This is a genomic window from Herbaspirillum sp. WGmk3, assembly GCF_023952535.1.
GTDB lineage: Bacteria > Pseudomonadota > Gammaproteobacteria > Burkholderiales > Burkholderiaceae_D > Herbaspirillum > Herbaspirillum huttiense.
In genome coordinates, this window is the sequence record NZ_JAKYWT010000010.1 from 36,075 (window position 1) to 60,588 (window position 24,514).

Consider the following 24,514-nt stretch of genomic DNA (forward strand, 5'->3'; position numbering starts at 1 on the left):
CGTCGGGTGAAGCAAGGTTCATTGCACCCTTAAACCGGGCCTGCTGGCGCGTCACGCGTCCTGCAGGCGGGCATAGGCGTCTTCGATGAGGTCATTGAATTCGCGCGCGAGCTTGGGACCGAGACGGCGGTCGATCTCGTCCTGGGCACGCCGCCAGCGCGGCCGGGCTTCCTCCAGCTTGGCGCGGCCGGTGCGGGAGAGTTGCAGGGCGAAGGAGCGCTTGTCCAGCTGGGCATCGTCGGGCAGGTCGACGGTCTCGATCCAGCCGGCGGCCACCAGGGGTTTCAGGGTGCGGCTCAGGGTGCTGCGGTCCATGCCCATGTCCTGCGCCAGCACGATGTTGGCGATCGGTCCCTTGCGGCCGATGCGGCTCAACAACGAATACTGCGTGATGCTCAGTTCGCTGTCCTGCAGGTGATGGTCATAGATGATGGTGATCCTGCGGGTGAGACGACGCAGGGGGGCGCAGGTGCAGATGTCCTTGCTCATGGGGAATCCGGTTGGCGAGGGGTGACAATCCGGCGTCAACGAGGCCGCGCCGGGGATCGCACAAAACAATGCATATGCATCGATGTATGCACATCATAGGGAGCACACGGCATGAAGTCAAGCGAGGCCAGGGCATCTCCACGGCACGGGAATGCGCGTGCGCAACAGCGGGGCGTAAAAAAAGCCTGCTCGCGCAGGCTTCTCCGAGGGGGATTGCGGCTTACACCAGGGTATCGTCGTATCCCCCGCCGTCATCCACATCGAAATTGCTCAGATCGGCAAGATCGCTGCTGCTACCGGAGTCGCTGCCACTGTCATTGCTGGCGAAATCCGATTTGCGATCCCCATCATTGCCGTAATAGTTGTTGACGGTAGTGTTCTCGATATTTTCCACCGGCGCGCTCAGGCCGTTCTGGTGCGCCAGTCCCGACCCGCTGTTGCCGTTGAACAGGTGCTCGATGCCTTGATACAGGAAGGCGCCACCGGCCACGCCCGCTGCGGTCGCCGCCACGGTGCCGAGCATGCTGCCCATGCCGCCGCCAAAGAAGCCGGACGAAGGCGCGGCCTGCGGGGCTGCCTGATAGGCAGGCACGGCCTGCTGGGGCGCGGGATAGGGCTGTGCAGGGGCCGGCATATAAGCCGGGGCCGCAGGCTGCGGACGTGCCGAGGCTGCCGCGGGCGCATTGCCCCAGGCGTTGCCATCGAGAAAGCCCGAGCTCCGCGCGCCACCTGCAGCATTGGCCTGCAACGACTGCACCTGGTTCTGCAGGGCCGCCACCTGGGCCTTGGTCGCGTTGAGGGCCTGTTCCATCAACAAGGCCCGTTGCACCAGCAGATACGCCGCATCGGGCTGGCGCGCCACCGCCGCCTGGATCATGGCATCGGCCTGGGCATCCTTGCTGATGCCCTGCACCTGCGTCAGTTGCTGGAGAAAATCCTGAAGGGCTTGGGTTTCTTGCGGACTCATGATGACGCTCCCGACGAAAATGAAAAATCAAAAAAACGATGAACACGCTTGAATCGCGATTGAAACGCAGACTGTAGACACAACGCGTCCAACCGCTCCCACCGATGACCGGCACCAGACTCATCAGCAGGCTCAATGGCATTATGCGCGCGCCTTGCTTGCAGATTTGTGTCAACAATCGTCAACTTGGAAACAGCTTGTAACAGCCACCGGCGCCCCCTTGATATCAAACGGCATCGCCGCAAAAAACCCGAAGCGTGAATTTTTAGGTAATATCCCCCTCCCCGCACCCGTTCCGGCGGCCACAAGCCCGGAGCAGGCGGAGGCAGGCGCGGACTATCGGCCACCATCACTGGAGGCCGCTTTCCGTACCCCACTCCGGACCGACGAGAAACACCATCCTTCCCGATCGGCCCGCCGCATTCAAGACCAGGAAACCAGAACAGTACAAGCTGGCCGCAGCAACGCAAGTCGTTGCGCAGACCGCTTTTTCAAGACCGTTTTTCATCCCTCAACCAGACCATGACCCAACAAATTTCTGCCGCCGAGCAACTCCTGCGTGACGCCGCCCGCGAATACCACCGCACCCCGTCGCGCGGCAAGATCGAAGTCCGCCCCACCAAGCCGCTGTCTAACCAGCGCGACCTGTCGCTGGCCTATTCGCCGGGCGTGGCCTATCCCTGCCTGGACATCGAAGCCGACCCGCTGAAGGCCTTCGACTACACCTCGCGCGGCAACCTGGTGGCCGTCATCAGCAACGGCACCGCCGTGCTGGGCCTGGGCAACATCGGTCCGCTGGCCTCCAAGCCGGTGATGGAAGGCAAGGGCTGCCTGTTCAAGAAATTTGCCGGCGTCGACGTGTTCGACATCGAACTGGCCGAGAACGACCCGGACAAGCTGGTCGAGATCATCGCCGCACTGGAGCCGACCCTGGGCGGCATCAACCTGGAAGACATCAAGGCCCCGGAATGCTTCTACATCGAACAGAAGCTCTCGGCCCGCATGAACATCCCGGTCTTCCACGATGACCAGCACGGTACCGCCATCATCTCCTCGGCCGCCCTGCTGAACGGCCTGGAACTGGTCGGCAAGGACATCGGCGCCGTCAAGATCGCCGTCTCCGGCGCGGGCGCAGCCGCCATCGCCTGCGTGGAAGTGATGATCGGCCTGGGTGTGAAGCGCGAGAACGTCTACATGGTCGACAGCAAGGGCGTCATCTACGAAGGCCGCCCCGGTGGACTGGACGCCTCCAAGCAGCGCTACGCCATCAAGACCGAAGCGCGCACCCTGGCCGACGTGGTCAATGGCGCCGACGTCTTCCTGGGCTGCTCGGCCCCTGGCGTGCTGACCGCCGAGATGGTCAAGACCATGGCCGACAAGCCCATCATCCTGGCGCTGGCCAACCCGGAACCGGAAATCCGCCCCGAGCTGGCCAAGTCGGTGCGTCCGGACTGCATCATCGCCACCGGCCGTTCGGACTACCCGAACCAGGTCAACAACGTGCTGTGCTTCCCCTACATCTTCCGTGGCGCGCTGGACTGCGGTGCCACCAAGATCACCGAAGCCATGAAACTGGCCTGCGTGCGCGAGATCGCCGACCTGGCCAAGGCCGAGACCAGCGCCGAAGTCAGCGCCGCCTATCCCGGCAAGGAACTGGTGTTCGGTGCCGACTACCTGATCCCGACCCCGTTCGATTCGCGCCTGATCCTCAAGATCGCCCCGGCCGTGGCCAAGGCGGCCGCCGAGTCCGGCGTGGCGACCCGTCCCATCAAGGACTACGCCGCCTACCGTGAAGAACTGACCCGCTTCATCTACCAGACCGGCATGTTCATGCAGCCCGTCTTCAACACCGCCAAAGTCGCGCCGCAACGCGTGGTCTACGCCGATGGCCAGGATGAGCGCGTGCTGCGCGCCGTGCAGTTCGTGGCCGACGAAGGCCTGGCCGCACCGATCCTGGTCGGCCAGCCCGCCGCCATCGAAGCCGGCATCAAGAAGGCCGGCCTGCGCATCAAGATCGGCCAGAACGTGCAAGTGATCGACCCGGCCAGCGACGCCCGCGTGGCGCAATACGCCGCCCAGTACAAGGACGGCAGCGAAGCCGACGTGCGCGCCAGCGGCAGCCTGCTGGCGGCGCTGATGGTCAAGGCCGGTGACGCCGACGCCATGCTGTGCGGCCTGGATGGCAATTACGACGGCCACCTGGCCCATGTGGAAAAGGTGATTGGCCTGAAGGACGGCGCGCAGGAATTCGCCGCCCTGAACGCGGTGCTGCTGCCGGAACAGACGCTCTTCATCACCGACACCTACGTCAACGACACCCCGGACGCCGAGCAGCTGGCGCGCATCGCCAAGGCTGCCGCCGAAGAAGTGGCGCGCTTTGGTGTGCCGCCGAAGGTGGCCTTCCTGTCGCACTCCAACCATGGCAGCTCCTCGCGTCCTTCGGCCCGCAAGATGGCCGCCGCGCATGAAGCCTTCAAGAAGCTGGCACCGGAGGTCGAATCCGCCGGTGAACTGCACGGCGACGCCGCCCTGTCGGAAAAGATCCGCAACAATGCGGGCCTGGCCGACAGCGGCCTCACCGGTGCGGCCAACGTGCTGGTCTGCCCCAACCTGGATGCCGCCAACATCCTCTTCAACGTCTTGAAGACCAGCAGCGGCCAGGGCACCACCATCGGCCCCATCCTGCTGGGTGCGGCGGCTCCCGTGCACGTGCTGACCCCGTCGAGCACCGTGCGCCGTGTCATCAACATGACCGCGCTGGCAGCGGCCAAGGCACAGGACGGCAAGTCCAAGGCCTGAGTCCCGCAGGCAGCATGAACAACGCCCCGCTGTCGTGAGACGGCGGGGCGTTTTCTTTGGGCGGGCAGAATGCTTGCGCTGGCGTGCGCCTCAGTCCTTGAGATAGTGAGGGAAGCGCTCGCGAATCTCTTGCAGATGGGTAAGCGTACCCGACAGGTGCTCGCGCAGGGCCGCCTGTGCCGCCTCTGCATCGCCTGCCGCGATGGCATCGACCAGCGCCGCGTGGTCGCGCAGCACGCGTTTTGTCTTGCCCGGAAGCGGTACGTGCAAGTTGCGCAGCCGATCCAGATTGCCGCTCTGCCGCCGCACCATGGCCCACAGCTCCGGCACCTGCGCCGCCTCGTACATCTGGCGATGGAAAGCCTGGTCGGCCAATACGAACTCGGCATAATTCTCGCGTCCGGCCAGCACCCGCTGCACCTCGATGCTGTCGCGCAGCCGGCTCACCAGCGCGCCCTCGGTGCGCCGCGCCAGCGTGTGGACGATTTCCAGCTCGATGGAACGGCGCAGGAAATGCGCCTGCCGCGCCTGCGTCACGTTGATCGCACTGACCACCGTCGCATGCTGGGGAAAAATGTCCACCAGCCCCTCCTCGCCCAGTTTGATGAGCGCATCGCGAATCGGCGTCTGGCTCAGGCCGTATTGCGCCGCCAGTTCGGCCCGCTGCAGCACGGTGCCCGGCACCAGGCGCACGCCGATGATGAGTTCGCGCAGATGCTCGAAGACCTGCGGTGCGGCGTGCCGCGACCGGTCCAGCGGCGGGACGTTGAGGGTGATGGGTTCGGTGGCAGTGCTCATGCAAACAATCCTTGATCAAAAACCGGCGGCCCCAGCATGGACGGCGTGGACGACCTGCCCGCTCTCATGCCCGGCATGATACCCGGCCTGGGCGCATTGACGCACTAATATATTAGTGTTTTAATGCACTACATCGCGCTCCCCATGATGACCGTTGCATACTCGAACGGCATGGCCACCAGAAGCCCAGCGGCAGCGCCCTTCCCATTCAGGAGACATGCGTGGAAACCATCAAGCCATCGGCCAGCGCCTTCGCTGCGGTCGAGCCCTCCGTCTTGCAGCAGGCGGTCAGCAAGATCAAGCACCGGGTATTGCCGCTGTTCGTGGTGATGTTCATCGTCAACTACATCGACCGCGTCAACATCGGCTTCGTGCGCAGCCATCTGGCCACCGATGTGGGCATCAGCACCGCCGCCTACGGACTGGGTGCAGGACTGTTCTTCGTCGGCTATGCCATTTTCGAAGTGCCTTCCAACCTGCTGCTGCAGCGTTTCGGGGCCAAGGCCTGGCTCACGCGCATCATGGCGACCTGGGGACTGGCGGCCACTGCCATGGCCTTCGTCAACAGCGAGACCACCTTCTACCTGCTGCGCTTCCTGCTCGGTGCGGCCGAGGCCGGCTTCTTCCCCGGCGTGATCTACTACTTCACGCAATGGCTGCCGGCCAGCGAACGCGGGCGCGCCATGGCCATCTTCCTGTCGGGCTCGGCACTGGCGTCCATCCTGTCCGGCCCCATCTCGGGCGGGCTGCTGCAGCTGGAGGGCGCTGGCCTGCATGGCTGGCAATGGATGTTCATCATCGAGGGCATGGCCTCGGTGGTGCTGTGCGGTTTCGTCTGGTTCTGGCTGGACTCGATGCCGGCCGATGCCAGGTGGCTCAGCGCAGAGGAACGCACGGCCATCACCGGCACCATCGTGGCCGAACAGGCCGAGCGCATGAAGCACAAGCCGGCCCACGTGTCGCCGCTGCAATTGCTGCGCGATCCGCAGATCCTGATCTTCTGCTTCATCTACTTTTCCATCTCGCTGACCATCTACGGTGCCACCTTCTGGTTGCCCAGCATCATCCGCAAGATGGGCAGCTTCAGCGATTTCCAGGTGGGACTGTTCAATTCCATTCCCTGGCTGATCTCGATCGTGGCCATGTACGCCTTCGCGGCCCTGGCGGCGCGCTTCCGGCACCAGCAGGCCTGGGCGGCGACGGCGCTGGTGATTGCGGCCATCGGCATGTTCGCCTCCACCTTCGGCAACTCGGTCTATGCCTTCGTCTCGATCTGCTTTGCGGCAGTCGGGTTCAAGGCGGCTTCCTCGCTGTTCTGGCCGCTGCCGCAAGGCTATCTGGATGCGCGCATCGCCGCCGGCGTCATCGCGCTGATCAATTCCATCGGCAACCTCGGTGGCTTCGTGGCCCCGACCACCTTCGGCTTCCTGGAGCAGCGCACCGGCTCCATCCAGGGGGGATTGATGGGACTGGCCATCACCTCACTGGTGGCGGCCGGCGTGGTGTTCCTGGCTCGCTCGGGGCCGGGGACCCAGCGCTGAACACCCGATCCGCACCGCTTCCTGCACATCACTGAAAGTCCATCATGAAAATCGCCCGCGTCACCGTCACCCCCATCGCCTTCAAGGATGGTCCGCTGTTGAATGCCAGCGGCATCCACGAACCTTATGCCCTGCGTTCCATCATCGAGATCGAGACCGACAACGGCTACATCGGCCTGGGCGAGAGCTATGGCGATGCCCCGGCGCTGAAGATCCTCGATCTGGTGAAGGAACAATTGATCGGCCTGGACCCGTTCAACCTCAACGGCCTGCGTGCCATCGTGCGCGGCGTGGTGGCAGCGATGGACCCGGCCAGCAATGCCGGCGCGGAACTGGCCCCGGGTTCGCATGCCAGCAAGGCGGTGTCCAATGCCTACTCGGCTTTCGAAGTGGCTTGCCTGGATGCGCAGGCGCGCTATCTCAATGTGCCGCTGGTGGACTTGCTGGGCGGTGCCGTGCGCAAGGAAATTCCTTTCAGCGCCTATCTGTTCTTCAAGTACGCCCAGCACATCGACAGCCCCTATGCACCCGATGGCTGGGGCGAGGCACTGAGCGAAGAACAGATCGTGGCGCAGGCACGCAAGATGATCGGGGAGAACGGTTTCAAGAGCATCAAGCTCAAGGCCGGGGCGCTGGACCCCGAGCATGAAGTGGCTTGCATCAAGGCCTTGAAGAAAGCCTTCCCGGACGCGCCGCTGCGCATCGACCCCAACGGCAACTGGTCGCTGGAGACCGCCATCCGCATGGCCGAACTGCTGGGCGACGACCTGCAGTATTACGAGGATCCCACGCCCGGCCTGGAAGGCATGGCTGAACTGCACCGCCGCACCGGCCTGCCGCTGGCCACCAACATGGTGGTGACCGATTTCGACGAACTGCGCCGCAGCGTGGCCTTGAACAGCGTGCAGATCGTGCTGGCCGATCACCACTACTGGGGCGGCCTGCGCGATACCCAGCAACTGGCGAAGATGTGCGACATTTTTGGATTAGGCGTGTCGATGCATTCGAATTCGCACCTGGGCATCAGCCTGATGGCGATGTCGCATGTGGCCGCCGCAGTGGAGAACCTGTCCTATGCCTGCGATACCCACTACCCGTGGCAGGAGCCCGACGAGGAAGTGATCCGGGGCGGCAAGCTGCCCATCCGCAATGGCTGCGTGCAGATCACCGATGCACCGGGGCTGGGTGTCGAAGTAGATCAGGAGCAGCTGCGCAAGCTGCATCAGGTGTATCTGGAATGCGGCATCCGGCAGCGCGATGATGTCGGGCAGATGCGCAAGTACAAACCCGAATGGAAGACCGTCAAGCCGCGTTTCTGAGGCTGGCGGCCGCGTTCAGGTTTTGACAGGAAGCTTCATGTCTTCGCGGGGGACAGGCGAGCGGATCGCCGCCCCCGCCTCATCGTGCGAAATAAAGATCATGCAGGTGATCCAGCGCCACCTCGCTGGCCTTCTGCGACAGGATCACCTTGCCGCCCTGCATCAGGTAGACGTGATCGGCCACGCCCACGGCGCGTTCGGTGTTCTGTTCCACCAGGATGATGGTGCGGCCCTCTGCCTTCAATCGCGCCAGGATTTCGAAGAGTTCGTTGACCACCACCGGGGCCAGTCCCAGCGAGGGTTCGTCGATGATGAGCAGCTTCGGTTCGGACATCAGCCCGCGCGCCATCGCCAGCATCTGCGCCTCGCCACCCGAGAGTGACCCGGCCAGCTGGCGGCGACGTTCGCGCAGCTTTGGGAACATGGTGTAGGCGCGCTCCAGGTTGTCCTTCACGCGCGCGCGGTGCTGCGGGGCGAAGGCACCGACGATGAGGTTTTCCTCGATGCTCATGGCGCGGAAGATCATGCGCCCTTCCGGGATCATCGCCATCGAGACCTTGGACATTTCCCAGGTCGGCATGCCATTGAGCACTTTGCCATCCAGCGTGACCTGGCCCTGCCCGATCGGAATCAGGCCCATGATGGCGCGCAGCAGCGTGGTTTTGCCGGCACCGTTGGGCCCGATGATGGTGGTCAGCTGGCCCTGCCCCACCGTCAGCGAGACATCCCACAGCACATTGATGGCACCGTAGCCGGCGCGCAGGTTGGTGACTTCAAGCATTCACGCTCCCGTATAACTCTTGATGACCGCCGGATCATTGAACACCTGCGCCGGCGCGCCCTCGGCGATGAGCTGGCCGAAGTTGAGCACGGCCACGCGCGGGCACAGGTTGCTGATGGTCTCGATGTCGTGTTCGATGATGACGATGCCCACCGCAAAGGCCTCATGCAGGCCCTTGAGCATCTGCATGAAGCGGCGCTTGCCATTGGTCTCCAGCCCGGCCAGCACTTCATCGAGCAGCAGCAGCTTGGGCTGGGTGGCGAGCGCCTTGGCCACTTCCAGCGCTTTCAGTTCGGTCAGCGCCAGTTCGGTGGCGGCATCGCGCTCGGCCTTTTCGGCCAGGCCCGTGAAGGCCAGCACTTCGTCGATCCTGGCTGCATCCACCTTGCCGGTGGCAAAGCGCTGCGCCACGATCAGGTTCTGCCGCACCGTCAGTTCATGCATGGGCTGCGGAATCTGGAAGGTGCGGCCGATGCCCAGCCGCGCACGGCGGTGCAGCGGCGCATGCAGGATATCGGCGCCATTGAAGCGGATGCTGCCGCTGGTCGGACGCACCAGTCCGGAGATGGCATTGAAGAGCGTGGTCTTGCCCGCGCCATTGGCACCGACCAGACCCACCACGTCGCCGGTGCCGACCTGCAGCGTGACTTCATCGACCGCCGTCAGGCCGCCGAAGCGCACCGAGACTTTTTCAAGTTGCAGCATGCTTGCCTCCTGCGGATTTGCCTTTGCCCAGCTTGCGCAGCAGCGGCAGCAAGCCGTCCGGACTGAAGACGATCATCGCCACGAGCAAGGCCCCCAGCACCAGCTGATGGCCGGAAGGAATGATGTTCTTGAACACCAGCTGATCCAGCAGGTAGACCACCACCGCCCCGACTACCGGTCCGGTGATGCTGCGATAACCTCCGAAGATGGCAGCCACGATGGGGATGGTGACCCACAGCGCGCTGAAGGCATAGTCCGGTTCCAGGAAGCTGATGTAGTGCGCATTGAAGGCACCGACCACGCCGCACATGAAGGCCGACAGCAGCAGCATCATGCCCTTGAGCACGGTGCTGTTGACGCCCACCACGCGGGTGGCATCCTCGCTCTCGTGCATGGCGCGCAGGGCCAATCCATAGTGGCTCTCGCGCACTCGCGCATATACCAACGCGAATACCGCCACGATCAGCAGGATCACGAAATACGCGCCGATCTTGCTCGACAGGTCGACGCCCATCACCGTCGGCAGGCGCGCAATGTTGGAGAGCCCGCCCGAGCCGCCGGTCATCGAGGTCCACTCGGTGGCCAGGATGCGGAAGATGTGTGCATACGCCAGGATCGCCAGCGCGAAATACGGACCGCGCAGTCGTAATACCGGCAACATCGCCAGCGCCGCGACCAGTGCGCCGACGCCGCCCAGCAGCATCCCCAGCAATACCGGCACGCCGAATTTCATGCTCAATACCGCCGAGGTATAAGCCCCCACACCAAAGAAAGCCGCGTGACCGAAACTGATCATGCCGCCCAGGTTGCCCAGCAGCGCCCACGACAGCGCGATGCCGCCGATCACCATCGCGGCCACCAGCAGGCTCATCACGTAATGGTCCTGCGCCAGCAGCAGCGGTGCGCCGATCAGCAGCAAGGGCAGCAGCAGTGCGGGCAGCCTGTTCTTGTTCATCGTCATGATCTCATCCCCTTCTTGCGCGCACGCCGAACAAGCCGTTGGGCATGATGAACAGCACCAGCAGGAACAAGCCCATGCCGGCCAGTTCCTGCAGGGCCGAGCTGGCCAGGGTCACGGTCAGTGCCTCGGCCACGCCCAGCAGGATCGCGCCGATCAGCACGCCCGGAATCGAGCCCACACCGGCCAATACAGTAATAATGAAAGCCTTGACCGTGAGCACTCCGCCATAAGCTGGGCTGATAACACCGTAACTGAACAAGGCCACCCCGGCGAAGGACGCCAGGATGCCCGCCACGATGAAGGACACCAGTTCGGTATAGCCGGGATTGATGCCCATGAGCTTGGCCGCATTGCGGTTGCTGGAGACGGCGCGCACCGCGCGGCCATACCAGCTGCGCGAGAGCCACCACCAGAGCGCAGCCATCATCAGCAGGCTCACGCCGAAGAACAGCACTTCGCTGCGCATGCTGTAGAAGGGGCCGAGCACGAAGGCTTCCTGCAGCCATTCGGAACTGGTGGAACGGATGTCGGCCTTCCAGATCAGCAGCATGCCGTTGGTGAGGATGACACCGATGCCATAGGTGAGGATGAGCGAATTGATCTCGCGGTCCTTCTTGATGCGGCTGACCACGAAATACACGATGGCCGAGGTCAGGCACACCGCCACCAGCGCGATGGGGATGGCCAGTACCGGGTTCAGGCCCAGGCCCGATTCCACCGAGTAGGCAATGTAAGCCGCCAGCAAGACCAGCTCGCCCTGCGCCAGGTTGATGACCCGCATGGCACCGAACACCAGCGCCAGGCCCAAGGCAATGAGAGCGTAGGAGCCCCCCTGCAGCAGCCCCGAGTACAGGGCTTGCAGTATCAGTTCATTCATGTCTGCATTCCGTTGGAGTGGGCAACGGCGCGCATGCCCGTGCAGCGTACGCGCCGCCCGGGCATTACCAGGGCACGGCCGGATAATTCATCTTGTTGGTAGCGGCCGCCTTGGGCCAGACGATGGCGACCTTGTCGCCCTGGTGCTGGCCCATGTGGTGCGTGAAGTTCAGGTTGTCGCCATTGGCACCGAACTGCACGCGGCCGATCAGGGTTTCACGATCGGTCTTGCGCATTTCTTCGGCCACGCCATCCTTCTTGAGCGTGCCCTTGTCGGCGGCGCGGGCGATGGCTTCGAACAGCAGCATCGATTGCACGTAACCGAACTGGCCCAGGTAGTCAGGGTCCTTCTTGTAGAGGCGGCGATAGGTTTCTTCAAAGAGCTTGCCGTCAGCCGTGGTGAACTGCGCCGGATACGGCAGCAGCGCCGTGCCATACACATTGGGCACCAGGTCCGGGAAGTCCTGCGCCATCTTCGGGGTGGCCAGCGACCACACGCCGACCATGGCCTTGACGGCCGGCTTCAACACGCGCGCTGCACGCAGGATGCCGACGTAGTCATTCTCGTAGCCGATCATGGCGATGACTTCCGGCTTGTCCTGCAGCTTGATCTTGTTGACGATGGGCTTGAAGTCGCTGATGGCCGGATCGAAGGCGTGCGAGGTCACCTTCAGTCCCTTGGCACCCCAGGCTTTTTCCAGGTCCTTGGCCAACGCAGCCGTGGCTTCCTTGGTGGAATAGACGATGGAGACCGAGCGTGCATTCATGTCGTCCAGCAGGCCCAACATGGCCTTCTGGTAACCGGCCACGTTGTTGATGCGGAAGAAGTTCTTGCGGCCACTGTTGACCAGGTTGTCGTCCACGCCGCCGGAGGTCATGTAGACCAGTCCCGCCTTGCCCGCCGCATCGGCAGCCGGTGCGATGTTGTTGGAGCCGTAGCCGCCGGTGATGGCCAGCACGCCTTCGCCAGCCAGCTTCTCGACGGCGGCGATGGCCTTGGCCGGGGCCGATTCGTCATCGATGGTGACCAGCTTGATCTTGTGCTTGCCGTTGGTCTTGTTGAAGACATCGGCCGCCACGTTGATGCCCTCCTGCATGCCCGAGCCCACGCGTGCCAGGCTGCCGGTCAGCGGAATTTCCACCCCGACCTTGAGTTCGTCGGCGGCCGCGCTGCCCGCGCCACCGGCCAGTGCCGAGGCCATACAGGCCAGCAGGGCCAGTCGCTTGATGCCTTGATGCTTGTTCGTCATTGTCTCCACCTTTTTCCTCTGAGTGAATCTGAGTGATGTTGATGTCTGTCCTGGCCGGGGACGTCCCGCTTCAGCGATGGATGCCAGGCGCACGACGCTGCCTGCGAACGTGCGCATCCCGGCCGGACGGCACCGGACACCCATGGCTGAAACGGGTCTGCATGACCCCGATGGCGCTGACTTCTGTTTTTTGTTGTGATGGAACTGCGGTACTGCCTTGCTGCGCACCGCTCATGCCTGCGGCATGGCGGCGCGTCTGTCTCCGTGCTCGTTGTTGCTCGTTGTGACTTGTTCGTTGCTGCCTGCCGCTCAATGGCGGCCCATGCTCGCTTCCACCGTGCGCACCACGTTCACCAGGCGCGGGCCGAGGTCTTCCATCAGCATCTCGCGCGTCAGCATGAACGCCGGGCCGCCGCAATTGAAGGCCATGATCTTTTCTTCGTTGGCATCGATCATGGGCACGCCCACGGCGCTGATGGTCTTTTCCCATTCGCCGACGGAAATGCAGAAACCATGATCCTGGTAATCCTTGAAGGCCTGCTCGATGCCGGCCTTGACCTTCGGCCATTGCTCTTCATTGCGCAGGCGGATGTGGTCCATCAGGAAGTCGCGTTCGTTCTGGGGCAAGGCGCACAGCAGCGCGCGGCCCATGGAGGTGGTGGCCAGCGGAATGCGCGAGCCGACGTCGCGGCGCAAGGTCACGGCGGACTGGCCGCGCGTGGCTTCGATGTAGACCATGCTGAGGCGATCGCGGATGCCCAGCGCCACATTGCATTGCGAATAGTCGGCCAGCTCCTGCATGGCCGGACGCGCCAGCTTGCGCACATCCATGCCGGAGAGCAGCGAGTAGCCGAGGGCGAGCACGCCGGAGCCGAGTTGATAGCGGCCCTGGTCTTCGGAATATTCGAGATAGCCCAGCCGCGTCAGGGTATGCGTCAGGCGCGAGATGGTCGGCTTGGGCAGGCCGGTGCGCTTGGCCAGTTCGGTGTTGGTGAGGTAGATCTCTCCGGGACGGAAGCACCGCAGGATCTCCAGTCCACGCGCCAGAGCATTGACGAACTGCCGGTCGTGGCTCTCATCCTCACCCTTGAACGACACAATCTCATCCATCCGTCACATCTCCGCGTGGCAGGGCCGTGCCGCATGGTCACGTCGCCCCTCATTGGCTGTGGAATGTACACACCTGAAATCGCAGTGTCAATTATTTGCGAACGCGTGTTCCGCTGTGCAAAACAAGCAGTCCGGATGTGGCGTTTCAACAGCGCCAACAGAGGCTCCCGGCTCAACCTGCCTTTTTCGCCATCGGCCGCAAACGCCCGCCCCGCCCGACCCTTGCTGACAATTGTGCAGATCGGACCGCTGCGGTATGCACGGTTTACACATCCGGCGCAAATGCGGTATCGTTGCCGACAAAAGCCATTTGCGAACTTGAGTTTCGCTATGCGAACCAACTAGAACAGGAGACTGCTGCATGTCCAAGCAATCCACGGCGGCGGGCGAAACGCCCCCGGTCCATCTGGCGCGTGAAGGCGCCATCCTGGTGGTGACCATCGACAACCCGCCGGTCAATGCGCTGGGGGTGGCGGTGCGCCGGGGCCTGATGTCCGCCATCGAGGAAGGCGAGGCCGATGCCGACGTGACCGCCATCCTGGTGACCGGCGCGGGCCGCAACTTCATCGGCGGGGCCGACATCCGCGAATTCGGCAAGCCGCCGCAATCGCCCCTGTTGACCGAACTGTGCAATCGCATCGAAGCCTGCAGCAAGCCGGTGCTGGCGGCCATCCACGGCGCGGCCTTGGGCGGCGGGCTGGAAGTGGCGCTGGCAGCGCATTACCGCGTGGCCCTCGGTAACGCCCGCCTGGGTCTGCCCGAAGTACAACTGGGCCTGCTGCCCGGTGCCGGCGGCACCCAGCGCACGCCGCGCCTGATCGGTGCGCAGGCCGCGCTGGACATGATGCTGACCGGACGCCATCTCAGCGCCAAGGAAGCCCTTTCGCTCGGTCTGGTAGACCAGCTGGCCGAGGGCGACAGCGCCGACCAGGCACGCGCGGCCGGCCTGCGCGAACTGCAGGCCCTGCTCGACACGCACGCCCCGGTACGCCGCAGCCGCGATGGCAAAGGGCTGGCTGATACCGCCGCCACGCAAGCGGCCATTGCGGCCGCACGCGCCGAGGCCGGCAAGAAATCGCGCGGCCTGTTCTCCCCGCACAAGATCATCGATGCGGTGGAAGCCGCCACCACTCTCCCCTTCGACGAAGGACTCGCACTGGAACGCCAGTTCTTCCTGCAATGCCTGGACAGCCCGCAACGCGCCGGCCTGATCCACGCCTTCTTCGCCGAACGCGAAGTCCAGAAAGCCCCCGAGACCCGCAACGCCCAGCCGCGCCGCATCGAACGGATCGGTGTGGTCGGCGGCGGCACCATGGGTGCCGGCATCGCCGTGGCGGTGCTCGATGCCGGTTTGCCGGTGACCATGATCGAACGCGACGACGAAGCGCTCGCACGTGGACGCGGCCATGTGGAAAAAACTTACGACGCCCAGGTGGCCAAGGGCCGTCTCACGCAAGAAGCCCGCGATGCGGTACTGGCGCGCTTGCAGGGCAGCACCCGTTATGAAGACTTGTCCGCCGCCGATGTAGTGATCGAAGCCGTCTTCGAAGATCTGACGGTGAAGCAAGCCGTCTTCGCCGAACTGGACCGCGTCTGCAAACCCGGCGCCGTGCTGGCGACCAACACTTCCTACCTCGACATCGATGCGATTGCCACCAGCATCTCCCGTCCGGCGGACGTGATCGGCCTGCATTTCTTCTCCCCGGCCAATGTGATGAAGCTGCTGGAAATCGTGGTGCCGCGCCAGGTCGCAGGCGACGTGGTGGCCACCGCTTTCGAACTGGCCAAGCGCCTGCGCAAGGTGCCGGTGCGCGCCGGGGTCTGCGATGGCTTCATCGGCAATCGCATCCTGGCCGTGTATCGCCAGGCGGCCGATGCCCTGATGGAAGATGGCGCGTCGCCCTATGAGATCGATGCCGCGGTGCGCGACTTCGGTTTTGCCATGGGGCCGTACCAGGTGGTGGACCTGGCCGGTGGCGACATTGGCTGGGCCACCCGCAAGCGCCGCGCCGCCACGCGCGATCCGCGTGCGCGCTACGTCCACATTGCCGACCGCCTGTGCGAGCGCGGCTGGTTCGGCCAGAAGAGCGGACGCGGTTTCTATCGCTATCCGGATGGACCGCGTAGCGGCGCGCCGGACCCGGAAGTGCTCGCGCTCATCGACGAAGAACGTGCACGCGCCGGCATCACCCCGCGCAGCTTCAGCAAGGAAGACATCCAGCGCCGCTACCTGGCCGCCATGATCAATGAGGGTGCCAATGTCGTCCATCAGCGCATTGCGTTGCGTCCGCTGGATGTGGATGTCACCTTCCTCTACGGCTACGGTTTCCCCCGCCATCGCGGCGGCCCGATGAAATACGCCGACATGGTCGGCCTGCCCAATGTGCTGGCCGACATCCGCGCCTTTGCTGCAGAAGACCCGCTGTTCTGGACGCCCTCGCCGCTGCTGGTGGAACTGGTCGAACGCGGCGCCAATTTTGAATCGCTGAACCAGGCCGGCTGATCGCTGGACCGGACTCACCGGAGACCGCGCGCCTTGGCGGTCTCCCCCTTGCACCATCCTTCCAGGAGAATTCCATGATGCGGGAAGCCGTCATCGTATCCACTGCGCGTACTCCCTTGACCAAGGCCCATCGCGGCGAATTCAACGTCACGTCCGGCCCGACCCTGGCGGCCTTCGCCGTGCGCGCCGCCGTCGAACGTGCGCGCATCGATCCGGGCCAGATCGAGGATGCCATCCTCGGCTGCGGCTATCCGGAAGGCACCACCGGGCGCAACATCGCGCGCCAGGCCATCGTGCGCGCAGGTCTGCCCATCAGCATCGCCGGTACTACCGTCAATCGTTTCTGTGCCTCGGGCCTGCAGGCCATTGCGATGGCGGCCGGCCGCATCGTGGTCGATGGCGCCGATGCCATGATCGCAGGCGGCGTGGAAAGCATCTCGCAGATCCGCAGCCGCAGCGCCACCGACAGCGGCGACAGCGGCATGGACCCGTGGATCGTCGAGCACAAGCCCGACCTCTACCTGCCCATGATCGAGACCGCCGACATCGTGGCCGCGCGCTACGGCATCTCGCGCGAAGACCAGGACCGCTTCTCCGAAGCCAGCCAGCGCAAGACCGCCGAAGCGCAGGAAGCCGGACGCTACCGCGACGAGATCGTGGCCTGCACCACCACCATGCAAGTGACCGACAAGGCCAGCGGCCAGACCAGTCTGCGCGAGGTGACGGTGGAGGCCGACAACTGCAACCGTCCCGGCACCACCCATGAGGCGCTGGCCAAGCTGGCCCCGGTGATGGGCGCGGACAAGTTCATCACCGCAGGCAATTCCTCGCAGCTCTCCGACGGCGCTTCGGCCTGCGTGATGATGGAAGCGCGCGCAGCAGAACGCGCAGGATTGCCGGTACTGGGCGCGTTCCGTGGTCTTGCCGTGGCTGGTTGCGAGCCTGATGAAATGGGCATCGGCCCGGTCTTTGCGGTGCCGCGCCTGCTGCAGCGCCACGGCCTGCGCATGGAAGACATCGGCCTGTGGGAACTCAACGAAGCCTTCGCTTCGCAGGCCCTGTATTGCCAGCGTCGCCTGGGCATTCCGGAAGAACTGCTCAACGTCAACGGCGGTGCCATTTCCATCGGTCATCCCTTCGGCATGACCGGAGCCCGCCTGGCCGGCCACGTGCTCATCGAGGGCAAGCGGCGCGGTGCGCGCTACGCCGTGGTGACCATGTGCATCGCCGGCGGCATGGGCGCGGCCGGCCTGTTTGAAATCTATTGAAGCGCAGCATCGCCTCGCTGCATCCCCAAGGAGACTGGAATGGATCTGAATTTCACCCCGGCCGAAGAAGCCTTCCGCGACAGCGTGCGCGCCTTCCTCGCCGAGAAGCTGCCCAAGGCCTTGTCGGACAAGGTCGCCAGCGGCAAGCACCTGAGCCGCGATGAAATGGCGCAATGGCACGCCATCCTCAACGAACGCGGCTGGCTGGCCAATCACTGGCCCCGCGAATATGGCGGCACCGGCTGGACCGTGATCGAGAAATTCATCTTCGAACATGAATGCTGCCTGGCGCATGCGCCGCGGGTCGTGCCCTTCGGCGTCAACATGCTGGGGCCGGTGCTGATCAAGTACGGCAACGAAGCTCAGAAGCAGTATTGGCTGCCGCGCATCCTCAATGGCGAGGACTGGTGGTGCCAGGGCTATTCGGAACCGGGCGCGGGTTCCGATCTGGCGGCCGTGAAGACGCATGCCGTGCGTGACGGCGATCATTACATCGTCAACGGCCAGAAGACCTGGACCACGCTGGGCCACTACGCCAACATGATCTTCTGCCTGGTGCGCACCAACCGCGAAACCAAGAAACAGGAAGGCATCAGCTTCCTGCTGATCGACATGAACGCGCCGGGTGTGGAAGTGCGCCCCATCATCACGCTGGACGGCGAGCACGAAGTCAACGAGGTCTTCTTCACCGATGTGCGCGTGCCGGTACAAAACCTGGTCGGCGAGGAAGATCGCGGCTGGAGTTGCGCCAAGTACCTGCTGACCTATGAGCGCACCAACATCGCCGGCATCGGCTTCTCGGTGGCCGCACTGCAACGCTTGAAGAACATCGCCGCCACGCAACGCAGCCATGGCCGTCCGCTGGCTGAAGATCCGCTCTTCGCGGCCCGCATGGCCCGCGTGGAAATCGATCTGGAGAACATGAAGACCACCAACCTGCGCGTCATCTCGGCGGTCGCCGGCGGTGGTGCGCCCGGTGCGGAAAGCTCCATGCTCAAAATACGCGGCACCGAGATCCGCCAGGAAATCACAGCCCTCACCCGCCGCGCCATGGGCCCCTATGCGCGCCCGTATCAGTGGCATTCGCTGGAAGAAGGTCACGACGGCGGCACGCTGGGTCCGGAAGCCGCTGCCGGTGCGGCCGCGCATTACTTCAACAATCGCAAGCTGTCGATCTTCGGCGGCTCCAATGAAATCCAGAAGAACATCATCTCCAAGATGATCCTTGGCCTGTGAGGAAACGCCCATGAATTTCGAGCACACCGAAGAACGGCGCATGCTGGCCGACAGCCTGCGCCGTCTCATTACCGAACAGTATGGTTTTGAAGCCCGCAAGCACCTGCTGCAATCCGCACCCGGCATGAGCCGCGACATGTGGACACAGCTGGCAGAGATGGGCGTGATCGGCGCGCTCTTCCGCGAGGAAGATGGCGGCTACGGCGGTGGCGGTTTCGACATCGCCGTGGTGTTTGAAGAGATCGGCCGCGGCCTGCTGCTGGAGCCCTTGCTGGGCAGCGCCATCCTGGTGGGCGAGGCCATCGCGGCCGCTGGCACGCCCGCACAGAAAGCCCTGCTGGAACAGATCATCGCCGGCCAGACGCTGGCCGCCTTGGCCCATGAAGAAGCCGACAGCCACTACGCGCCCACGCACGTGGCCACGCGTGCCACGCAATCGGCCGATGGAGGCTGGCGCCTGCAGGGCCACAAGGCAGTCGTGGTGCACGCGGAAGCTGCCGATGTATTCCTGGTCTCGGCGCGCACCAGCGGCGAGACCGATGATACTGGCGGCATCTCGCTGTTCCTGATCCCGGCCGATACGGCGGGCCTGCAACTGCACGGCAGCGACACCATCGACGGTGGCCGCGTAGCGGACCTGCTGCTGCAGGATGCATCTCTGCCCGCCGATGCTTTGCTGGGCAGCGCAGGCGATGGCGCTGCGCTGCTCGAACGTATTCTCGGACGCGGCGTGCTGGCCCTGTGCGCCGAAGCGCTGGGCGCGATGGAAGTGGCCAAGGAAGCCACGCTCGATTACCTGCGCACCCGCAAGCAGTTCGGCCTGCCCATCGGCAGCTTCCAGGCCCTGCAGCACCGCATGGCCGACCTGCTGCTGGAAGTGGAACAGGCGCGCTCGGCGGTCATCAATGCCGCTGCGGCATTGGACGCCGACCGCCTCACGCGCGAACGCGCCTTGTCGGCGGCCAAGTTCAGCATCGGCCGCATCGGCACGCTGGTGGCCGAAGAATCCATCCAGCTGCATGGCGGCATCGGCATGACCTGGGAACTGCCGCTGTCGCATTACGCCAAGCGCCTGGTGATGATCGATCACCAGCTCGGCGACGAGGACCACCACCTGCAACGCTACATCGCGCTGGGCCGCGAAGTACCGGCATGAGCGAAGTCCTGAGCGAGCAGCGCGGCGCGGTGCGCGTGCTCATCAATCACGATCCGGCCACGCGCAATGCCCTCAACGCCGACCTGTACGTGGCACTGACGGCCGCGCTAGACGAGGCCCAGGCCGACCCGCAGGTAGGGGCCATCGTCCTGGCCGGGAGCGGCAATTTCTTCTGCTCCGGCGGCGACCTGCGCCTGCTGGCCCAGCGCCGCAGCATGGCACCCGCGCAACGACGTGAAAAACTGGAAGGCTTGCACGACCTTATCCGCCATATCGGCCGCTGCAGCAAGCCGGTGATCGCGGCCGTCGAAGGTGGCGCGGCCGGCGCCGGGCTGTCGCTGGCCCTGGCCTGCGATCTGCTGGTGACCACGCGCCAGGCACAGTTCTCGGTGGCCTACGTCAAGGTCGGGCTCACGCCCGATGGTGGCGTGACGGCCTTCCTCGCGCAATTCCTGTCGCGCCAGATGCTGACCCAGCTGTGCCTGTCGGGCGAGCGTTTCAATGGCGAACGCCTGCATGCCATGGGCGCGGTCAATCAGTTGGCCGAGGCGGGACATGCACTGCAAGCCGCCGTGCAACTGGCCGCCACCCTGGCCGACGGACCGGCACAGGCGATGGCCCGCATCAAGCACCTGTGCCAGCATGCCTACGGCGCCACGCTGGAAGAACAGCTGGAACTGGAAGCGCAGCACATGGTGCTCTCGCAGGGCGAAGATGAAGCGGCCGAGGGCATTCACGCCTTCCTCGAAAAACGGCCCGCCGATTTCCGGCAGCTGCGGCAGAGAACGAACGAATAGCAGTACCGGGATGCGCAAGCACGAAATACAGAAGAACAAAACGCAATACGCATCCCGTCCATGAGGAGACAACATGACTGAACAGACTGCATCCCTGCCGCTGGCCGGCGTCCGCGTACTGGACCTCTCGCGCGTGCTGGCCGGCCCGTGGTGTGCGATGGTACTGGGCGACCTGGGTGCCGAAGTGATCAAGGTCGAGCACCCCGAACGCGGCGACGACACGCGCGACTGGGGTACCCGCATCGGCTCCACCGAAACCGCGTATTTCAACAGCGTCAACCGCAACAAGCGCTCCATCAGCGTCGACCTGCAGACCGCGGAAGGCCAGGACATCGTGCGCCAGCTGGCCCGCAAGAGCGATGTGGTGATCCAGAATTTCAAGTTCGGCGGCGTGCAGAAATTTGGCCTCGATTACGAAACCCTGCGCCGCGACAATCCCGGCCTGGTGTATTGCTCCATCACCGGCTACGACAGCAGCGGTCCCGAAGCCACGCGGCCCGGCTATGACCTGGTGATCCAGGGCGAATCCGGGCTGATGTCGCTCAATGGCGAGGCCAGCCAGCCGCCGTTGAAGCTGGGGGTGGCGGCGGTGGACCTGTTCACCGGCATGTATTCCGCCCAGGGCGTGCTGGCCGCGCTGTACCAGCGCCAGCAGACCGGACAGGGCCGCCACGTGGAAATGGCGCTGTTCGATTGCGGCGTCATGATCACCTCGTATTACGGGCTGGAAGCGCTGAACCTGGGCGACGATCCGCCGCGCTATGGCAATGCGCATCCCTCCATCATTCCCTATGGCGTCTTCGATGCGGCCGATGGCCGGCTGGTCATCACCGTGGGCACCAACAGCCAGTACCAGCGTTTCTGCCACAGCGTCATCGACCGTCCCGACCTGGCCGAGGATGCGCGCTTCAAGACCAATGTCAGCCGTGGCCAGCATCGCGACGTGCTGGTCCCGGAAATCAACCGTGAACTCAAGGCCCGCAAGCGCGCCGACCTGCTGGCCAAGCTGCACCAGGCCGGCATCCCCTGCGGTGAAGTACTGGGCCTGCATGAGGCCCTGACCAGTCCGCGCGCCACCTCGGCCGGCCTGGTCAGCACGCATCCGCATGCGGAGGCAGGCAGCGTGCAGGTACTGACGCCGCCCTATCGTTTCGATGGCCAACGCCTGCCGGTGCGCCAGGCACCGCCCTCCTTGGGCGAAGGCACGGGAGAAGTCTTGCAGTCGCTGCTGGGGATGGAAGAAGCGCAGATCGCCGCGTTGCGCGAACGGGGCGTGCTGTAGCGAGAGAGGAGCGAAAGAGGAAATCATTCGCCAGCAAGCCACCGTACAGGCGGCTTGCAGGCGATGTCGCTTCAGTTGGAGAAAGCTGCCAGCCCGGTGATGGCGCGGCCGAGGATCAGCGCATGCACATCATGCGTGCCCTCATAGGTGTTCACGACTTCCAGGTTCACCAGGTGACGCGCCACGCCGAACTCGTCGGAGATGCCGTTGCCGCCCATCATGTCGCGCGCTATGCGGGCGATGTCCAGCGCCTTGCCGCAGCTGTTGCGCTTCATGATCGAGGTCTGCTCGATGCCGGAATATCCCTCATCCTTCAGGCGTCCCAGGCGCAGGCAGCCTTGCAGGCCCAGCGAGATTTCAGTGAGCATGTCGGCCAGCTTCTTCTGCACCAGCTGGTTGGCCGCCAAGGGACGGCCGAACTGCTGGCGCTCCATGGTGTAGCGGCGCGCGCGTTCGTAGCAGTCTTCGGCTGCGCCCAGCGCGCCCCAGGCGATGCCGTAACGCGCGCTGTTCAAGCAGGTGAAGGGGCCCTTCAATCCGCGCACATCGGGGAAGGCGTTTTCTTCCGGACAGAAGACGTTGTCCATCACGATTTCCCCGGTGATGGAAGAACGCAGGCCGACCTTGCCGTGGATGGCCGGCGCCGACAAGCCCTTGGCCCCCTTGTCGAGAATGAAGCCGCGAATCTCGCCTGCGTCATCCTTGGCCCACACCACGAAGACATCGGCCACCGGGCTGTTGGTGATCCACATCTTGCTGCCGGACAGGCTGTAGCCGCCGTCCACTTTGCGGGCGCGGGTGATCATGCTGCCGGGGTCGGAACCGTGGTTCGGTTCGGTCAGGCCGAAGCAGCCTATCCATTCGCCGCTGGCCAGCTTGGGCAGGTATTTCTGTTTCTGCGCTTCGGTGCCGAAGGCATTGATGGGGGTCATCACCAGCGAGGATTGCACGCTCATCATGGAGCGATAGCCGGAATCGACGCGCTCCACTTCGCGCGCGATCAAGCCATAACAAACGTAATTCAATCCGGCGCCACCGTATTGCTCGTCGATGGTCGCGCCCAGCAGGCCCAGCTCGCCCATCTCGCGGAAGATGCTCACATCCATCTTTTCGTGGCGGAAGGCTTCCAGCACGCGCGGGGCCAGGCGGTCCTGGCAGTAAGCTTGAGCGGCGTCGCGCACCTGGCGCTCATCGTCGCTCAGTTGCTGCTCCAGCATCAGGGGGTCGGCGTAATCGAATGCATGTCGTTGCTGCGTTTTGCTCATGGAAGCCTCTTTTGTGCATCAGGAATCGCTGCAGCAGCGCGGTCCTCGCAGACCGTCCTCCCGCAGCGGCGGTGGACAAAAATATACGGACTGCCCCGCCCCGGCGCAAACGAATTGTTTGCATCGCCGTGTGCGTTTTGCGCACTCCGGTTCCGCCTGTCGAGACAGCCGATCCGGACCCGGCTCAACCCAATCCGCTGGGCAGGCGATAGGCCTTGGCCTGCTCTTCCAGCCAGTCCTGGAACAGGCGCAGCAGCGGCCGCTCCGAGGTGCGCTCGGGATAGATCAGGTAGTAGGAATGCGTGCTCAGGTAATCGTGATCGACCGCCACCACCAACAGGCCGCGCCGCAATTCATCCTCGATCAGGAAGCGCGGGATCAGCGCCACGCCCATGCCCACGATGGCGGCCTGGGTCAGCATGGAGAACAGTTCGAGCTGCGTGCCCACCAGGTCGTTCTGCACCTGCATGCCGAAGGAAGCGAACCACTGCCGCCACACATAGGGCCGCGTGCTCTGCTGCAGCAGCGGATAGGCCAGCAGCTCGGTGGGCGTGAGCTTGCGGCCGGCACCGATGAGCTCGGGGCTGGCCACGGCCACCATGCTCTCGCGCATCAGGAACACGCCCTCGGTACCGGGCCAGCTGGCTTGCCCGGCGTAGAGCGTGGCATCGAGATTGGTCTCTTCGAAAAGGAAGGGCCGGGTGCGCGGCCGCAGGTTGACGGTCACGCCCGGATGCGCCTCCAGGAAGGAGCGCAGGCGCGGCAGCAGCCACCGCGTGGCGAAGGTCGGCATCACGCCCAGCTCCAGCGTATCGCCATGGCCATCGCGCGACATCAGGTGCAGGGCGTCGCGCTCGATTTCATCCAGGCGCTGGCCGACCTGGTGGCTGTAGCTCACGCCCGCCTCGGTCAGGCGCACGCCGCGCTTGGTGCGGCGAAACAGCTTCAGGCCCAGGAATTCTTCCAGCGCGGCTACCTGGCGGCAGACCGCGCTCTGCGTCACCGCCATTTCCTGGGCGGCCTTGGTAAAGCTCTGGTGCCGCGCGGCCGACTCGAAGACGGCCATGGCCTGGGTGGAAGGAATCTTTCGGCGCATCGTGCGAAAAAGGCAGAGAAGTGAATTTTATGCACATCTTACTGCAGCTGCGGCGTCTTCCATCATGCCTCATTGAATAATCTTGTACGACATCCTGACAACCATCGATATCAAACAATCGATATCAATTAACGCATTGCCAGCATGATTAATTTCATTGGATGGAAATCTTGCCGGTCGTTAAGATCAAGCCCGATCCCGCCATGCGACCATCGAACAGCAAGCGCCGGCGGCCAAGGGAGGCCGCTGGCTACAAGAGAGACAGGATGGGCAGGAAGCCGACGCTTCGTGACGGCATGACAGCATGACATCACC

At 64.2% G+C, this 24,514-nt stretch carries 20 protein-coding genes; 9 read left to right on the forward strand and 11 right to left on the reverse strand.

Annotation, left to right across the window (positions count from 1 at the left end):
• Positions 1-51 precede the first annotated feature (51 nt).
• Together MKD49_RS25260 and MKD49_RS25265 are read right to left on the reverse strand one after the other, a co-directional pair.
• Positions 52-489, reverse strand: a complete 438-nt coding sequence (locus MKD49_RS25260; protein WP_252697660.1) for a MarR family winged helix-turn-helix transcriptional regulator — start codon at positions 487-489, stop codon at positions 52-54.
• Positions 490-709: 220 nt separating this feature from the next.
• A complete protein-coding gene (locus MKD49_RS25265; protein ID WP_252697661.1) occupies positions 710-1,456 on the reverse strand; it encodes a DUF2076 domain-containing protein in 747 nt (248 codons plus the stop codon).
• Between the two features lie 522 nt (positions 1,457-1,978).
• Here MKD49_RS25265 and MKD49_RS25270 point away from each other — a divergent pair.
• On the forward strand, positions 1,979-4,255 hold the full coding sequence (locus MKD49_RS25270; RefSeq protein ID WP_209567743.1) for an NADP-dependent malic enzyme: 2,277 nt from the start codon (positions 1,979-1,981) through the stop codon (positions 4,253-4,255).
• 90 nt (positions 4,256-4,345) lie between these two features.
• Here MKD49_RS25270 and MKD49_RS25275 read toward each other — a convergent pair whose 3' ends face one another.
• Positions 4,346-5,053 (reverse strand): GntR family transcriptional regulator, encoded by a 708-nt coding sequence (locus MKD49_RS25275; protein ID WP_252697662.1) that lies wholly within the window; start codon positions 5,051-5,053, stop codon positions 4,346-4,348.
• A 221-nt stretch (positions 5,054-5,274) separates the two neighbouring features.
• Here MKD49_RS25275 and MKD49_RS25280 point away from each other — a divergent pair, with 221 nt between their 5' ends.
• Together MKD49_RS25280 and MKD49_RS25285 are read left to right on the forward strand one after the other, a co-directional pair.
• Positions 5,275-6,594, forward strand: coding sequence for an MFS transporter (locus MKD49_RS25280; protein WP_121044083.1), 1,320 nt, complete (start codon positions 5,275-5,277; stop codon positions 6,592-6,594).
• Positions 6,595-6,638: 44 nt separating this feature from the next.
• Positions 6,639-7,913: a glucarate dehydratase family protein gene (locus MKD49_RS25285; RefSeq protein ID WP_252697663.1), complete on the forward strand. Its 1,275-nt coding sequence runs from the start codon at positions 6,639-6,641 to the stop codon at positions 7,911-7,913.
• A gap of 79 nt (positions 7,914-7,992) precedes the next feature.
• Here the strand turns inward: MKD49_RS25285 and MKD49_RS25290 are convergent, their stop codons facing one another.
• The 6 genes from MKD49_RS25290 to MKD49_RS25315 form a co-directional block, all read right to left on the reverse strand.
• The gene (locus tag MKD49_RS25290; protein WP_134137130.1) at positions 7,993-8,694 is read right to left on the reverse strand and encodes an ABC transporter ATP-binding protein; all 702 of its coding nucleotides are present in this window, start codon (positions 8,692-8,694) and stop codon (positions 7,993-7,995) included.
• Complete coding sequence (locus MKD49_RS25295) at positions 8,695-9,399, reverse strand: ABC transporter ATP-binding protein (RefSeq protein WP_252697664.1); 705 nt, start codon at positions 9,397-9,399, stop codon at positions 8,695-8,697.
• Positions 9,386-10,360, reverse strand: coding sequence for a branched-chain amino acid ABC transporter permease (locus tag MKD49_RS25300; RefSeq protein WP_252697665.1), 975 nt, complete (start codon positions 10,358-10,360; stop codon positions 9,386-9,388). Before MKD49_RS25300 ends, MKD49_RS25295 begins: the two co-directional genes overlap by 14 nt.
• Positions 10,361-10,364: 4 nt before the next feature.
• Entirely contained in the window at positions 10,365-11,237 is an 873-nt protein-coding gene (locus MKD49_RS25305) for a branched-chain amino acid ABC transporter permease (protein ID WP_252697666.1), read from the reverse strand.
• A 64-nt stretch (positions 11,238-11,301) separates the two neighbouring features.
• Positions 11,302-12,486, reverse strand: coding sequence for an ABC transporter substrate-binding protein (locus tag MKD49_RS25310; RefSeq protein ID WP_252697667.1), 1,185 nt, complete (start codon positions 12,484-12,486; stop codon positions 11,302-11,304).
• 309 nt (positions 12,487-12,795) lie between these two features.
• Positions 12,796-13,596: an IclR family transcriptional regulator gene (locus tag MKD49_RS25315; protein WP_008326330.1), complete on the reverse strand. Its 801-nt coding sequence runs from the start codon at positions 13,594-13,596 to the stop codon at positions 12,796-12,798.
• A 361-nt stretch (positions 13,597-13,957) separates the two neighbouring features.
• Here MKD49_RS25315 and MKD49_RS25320 point away from each other — a divergent pair, with 361 nt between their 5' ends.
• The 6 genes from MKD49_RS25320 (at position 13,958) to MKD49_RS25345 (ending at position 21,838) form a co-directional block, all read left to right on the forward strand.
• Complete coding sequence (locus tag MKD49_RS25320) at positions 13,958-16,099, forward strand: 3-hydroxyacyl-CoA dehydrogenase NAD-binding domain-containing protein (protein WP_252697668.1); 2,142 nt, start codon at positions 13,958-13,960, stop codon at positions 16,097-16,099.
• A 77-nt stretch (positions 16,100-16,176) separates the two neighbouring features.
• Complete coding sequence (locus tag MKD49_RS25325; RefSeq protein ID WP_252697685.1) at positions 16,177-17,367, forward strand: acetyl-CoA C-acyltransferase; 1,191 nt, start codon at positions 16,177-16,179, stop codon at positions 17,365-17,367.
• Between the two features lie 39 nt (positions 17,368-17,406).
• Positions 17,407-18,603, forward strand: a complete 1,197-nt coding sequence (locus MKD49_RS25330) for an acyl-CoA dehydrogenase family protein (protein ID WP_252697669.1) — start codon at positions 17,407-17,409, stop codon at positions 18,601-18,603.
• Positions 18,604-18,613: 10 nt separating this feature from the next.
• Positions 18,614-19,759, forward strand: a complete 1,146-nt coding sequence (locus MKD49_RS25335) for an acyl-CoA dehydrogenase family protein (protein WP_252697670.1) — start codon at positions 18,614-18,616, stop codon at positions 19,757-19,759.
• Positions 19,756-20,556, forward strand: coding sequence for an oxepin-CoA hydrolase, alternative type (locus MKD49_RS25340; protein ID WP_252697671.1), 801 nt, complete (start codon positions 19,756-19,758; stop codon positions 20,554-20,556). Before MKD49_RS25335 ends, MKD49_RS25340 begins: the two co-directional genes overlap by 4 nt.
• A gap of 73 nt (positions 20,557-20,629) precedes the next feature.
• Positions 20,630-21,838 (forward strand): CaiB/BaiF CoA-transferase family protein, encoded by a 1,209-nt coding sequence (locus MKD49_RS25345; protein ID WP_252697672.1) that lies wholly within the window; start codon positions 20,630-20,632, stop codon positions 21,836-21,838.
• Between the two features lie 71 nt (positions 21,839-21,909).
• Here the strand turns inward: MKD49_RS25345 and MKD49_RS25350 are convergent, their stop codons facing one another.
• Both MKD49_RS25350 and MKD49_RS25355 read right to left on the reverse strand, forming a co-directional pair.
• Positions 21,910-23,103 carry an acyl-CoA dehydrogenase gene (locus tag MKD49_RS25350; protein WP_252697673.1) on the reverse strand — a complete coding sequence of 398 codons (1,194 nt, stop codon included), beginning with the start codon at positions 23,101-23,103 and terminating at the stop codon, positions 21,910-21,912.
• A 184-nt stretch (positions 23,104-23,287) separates the two neighbouring features.
• Positions 23,288-24,199: a LysR family transcriptional regulator gene (locus MKD49_RS25355; RefSeq protein ID WP_034332540.1), complete on the reverse strand. Its 912-nt coding sequence runs from the start codon at positions 24,197-24,199 to the stop codon at positions 23,288-23,290.
• Positions 24,200-24,514 lie beyond the last annotated feature (315 nt).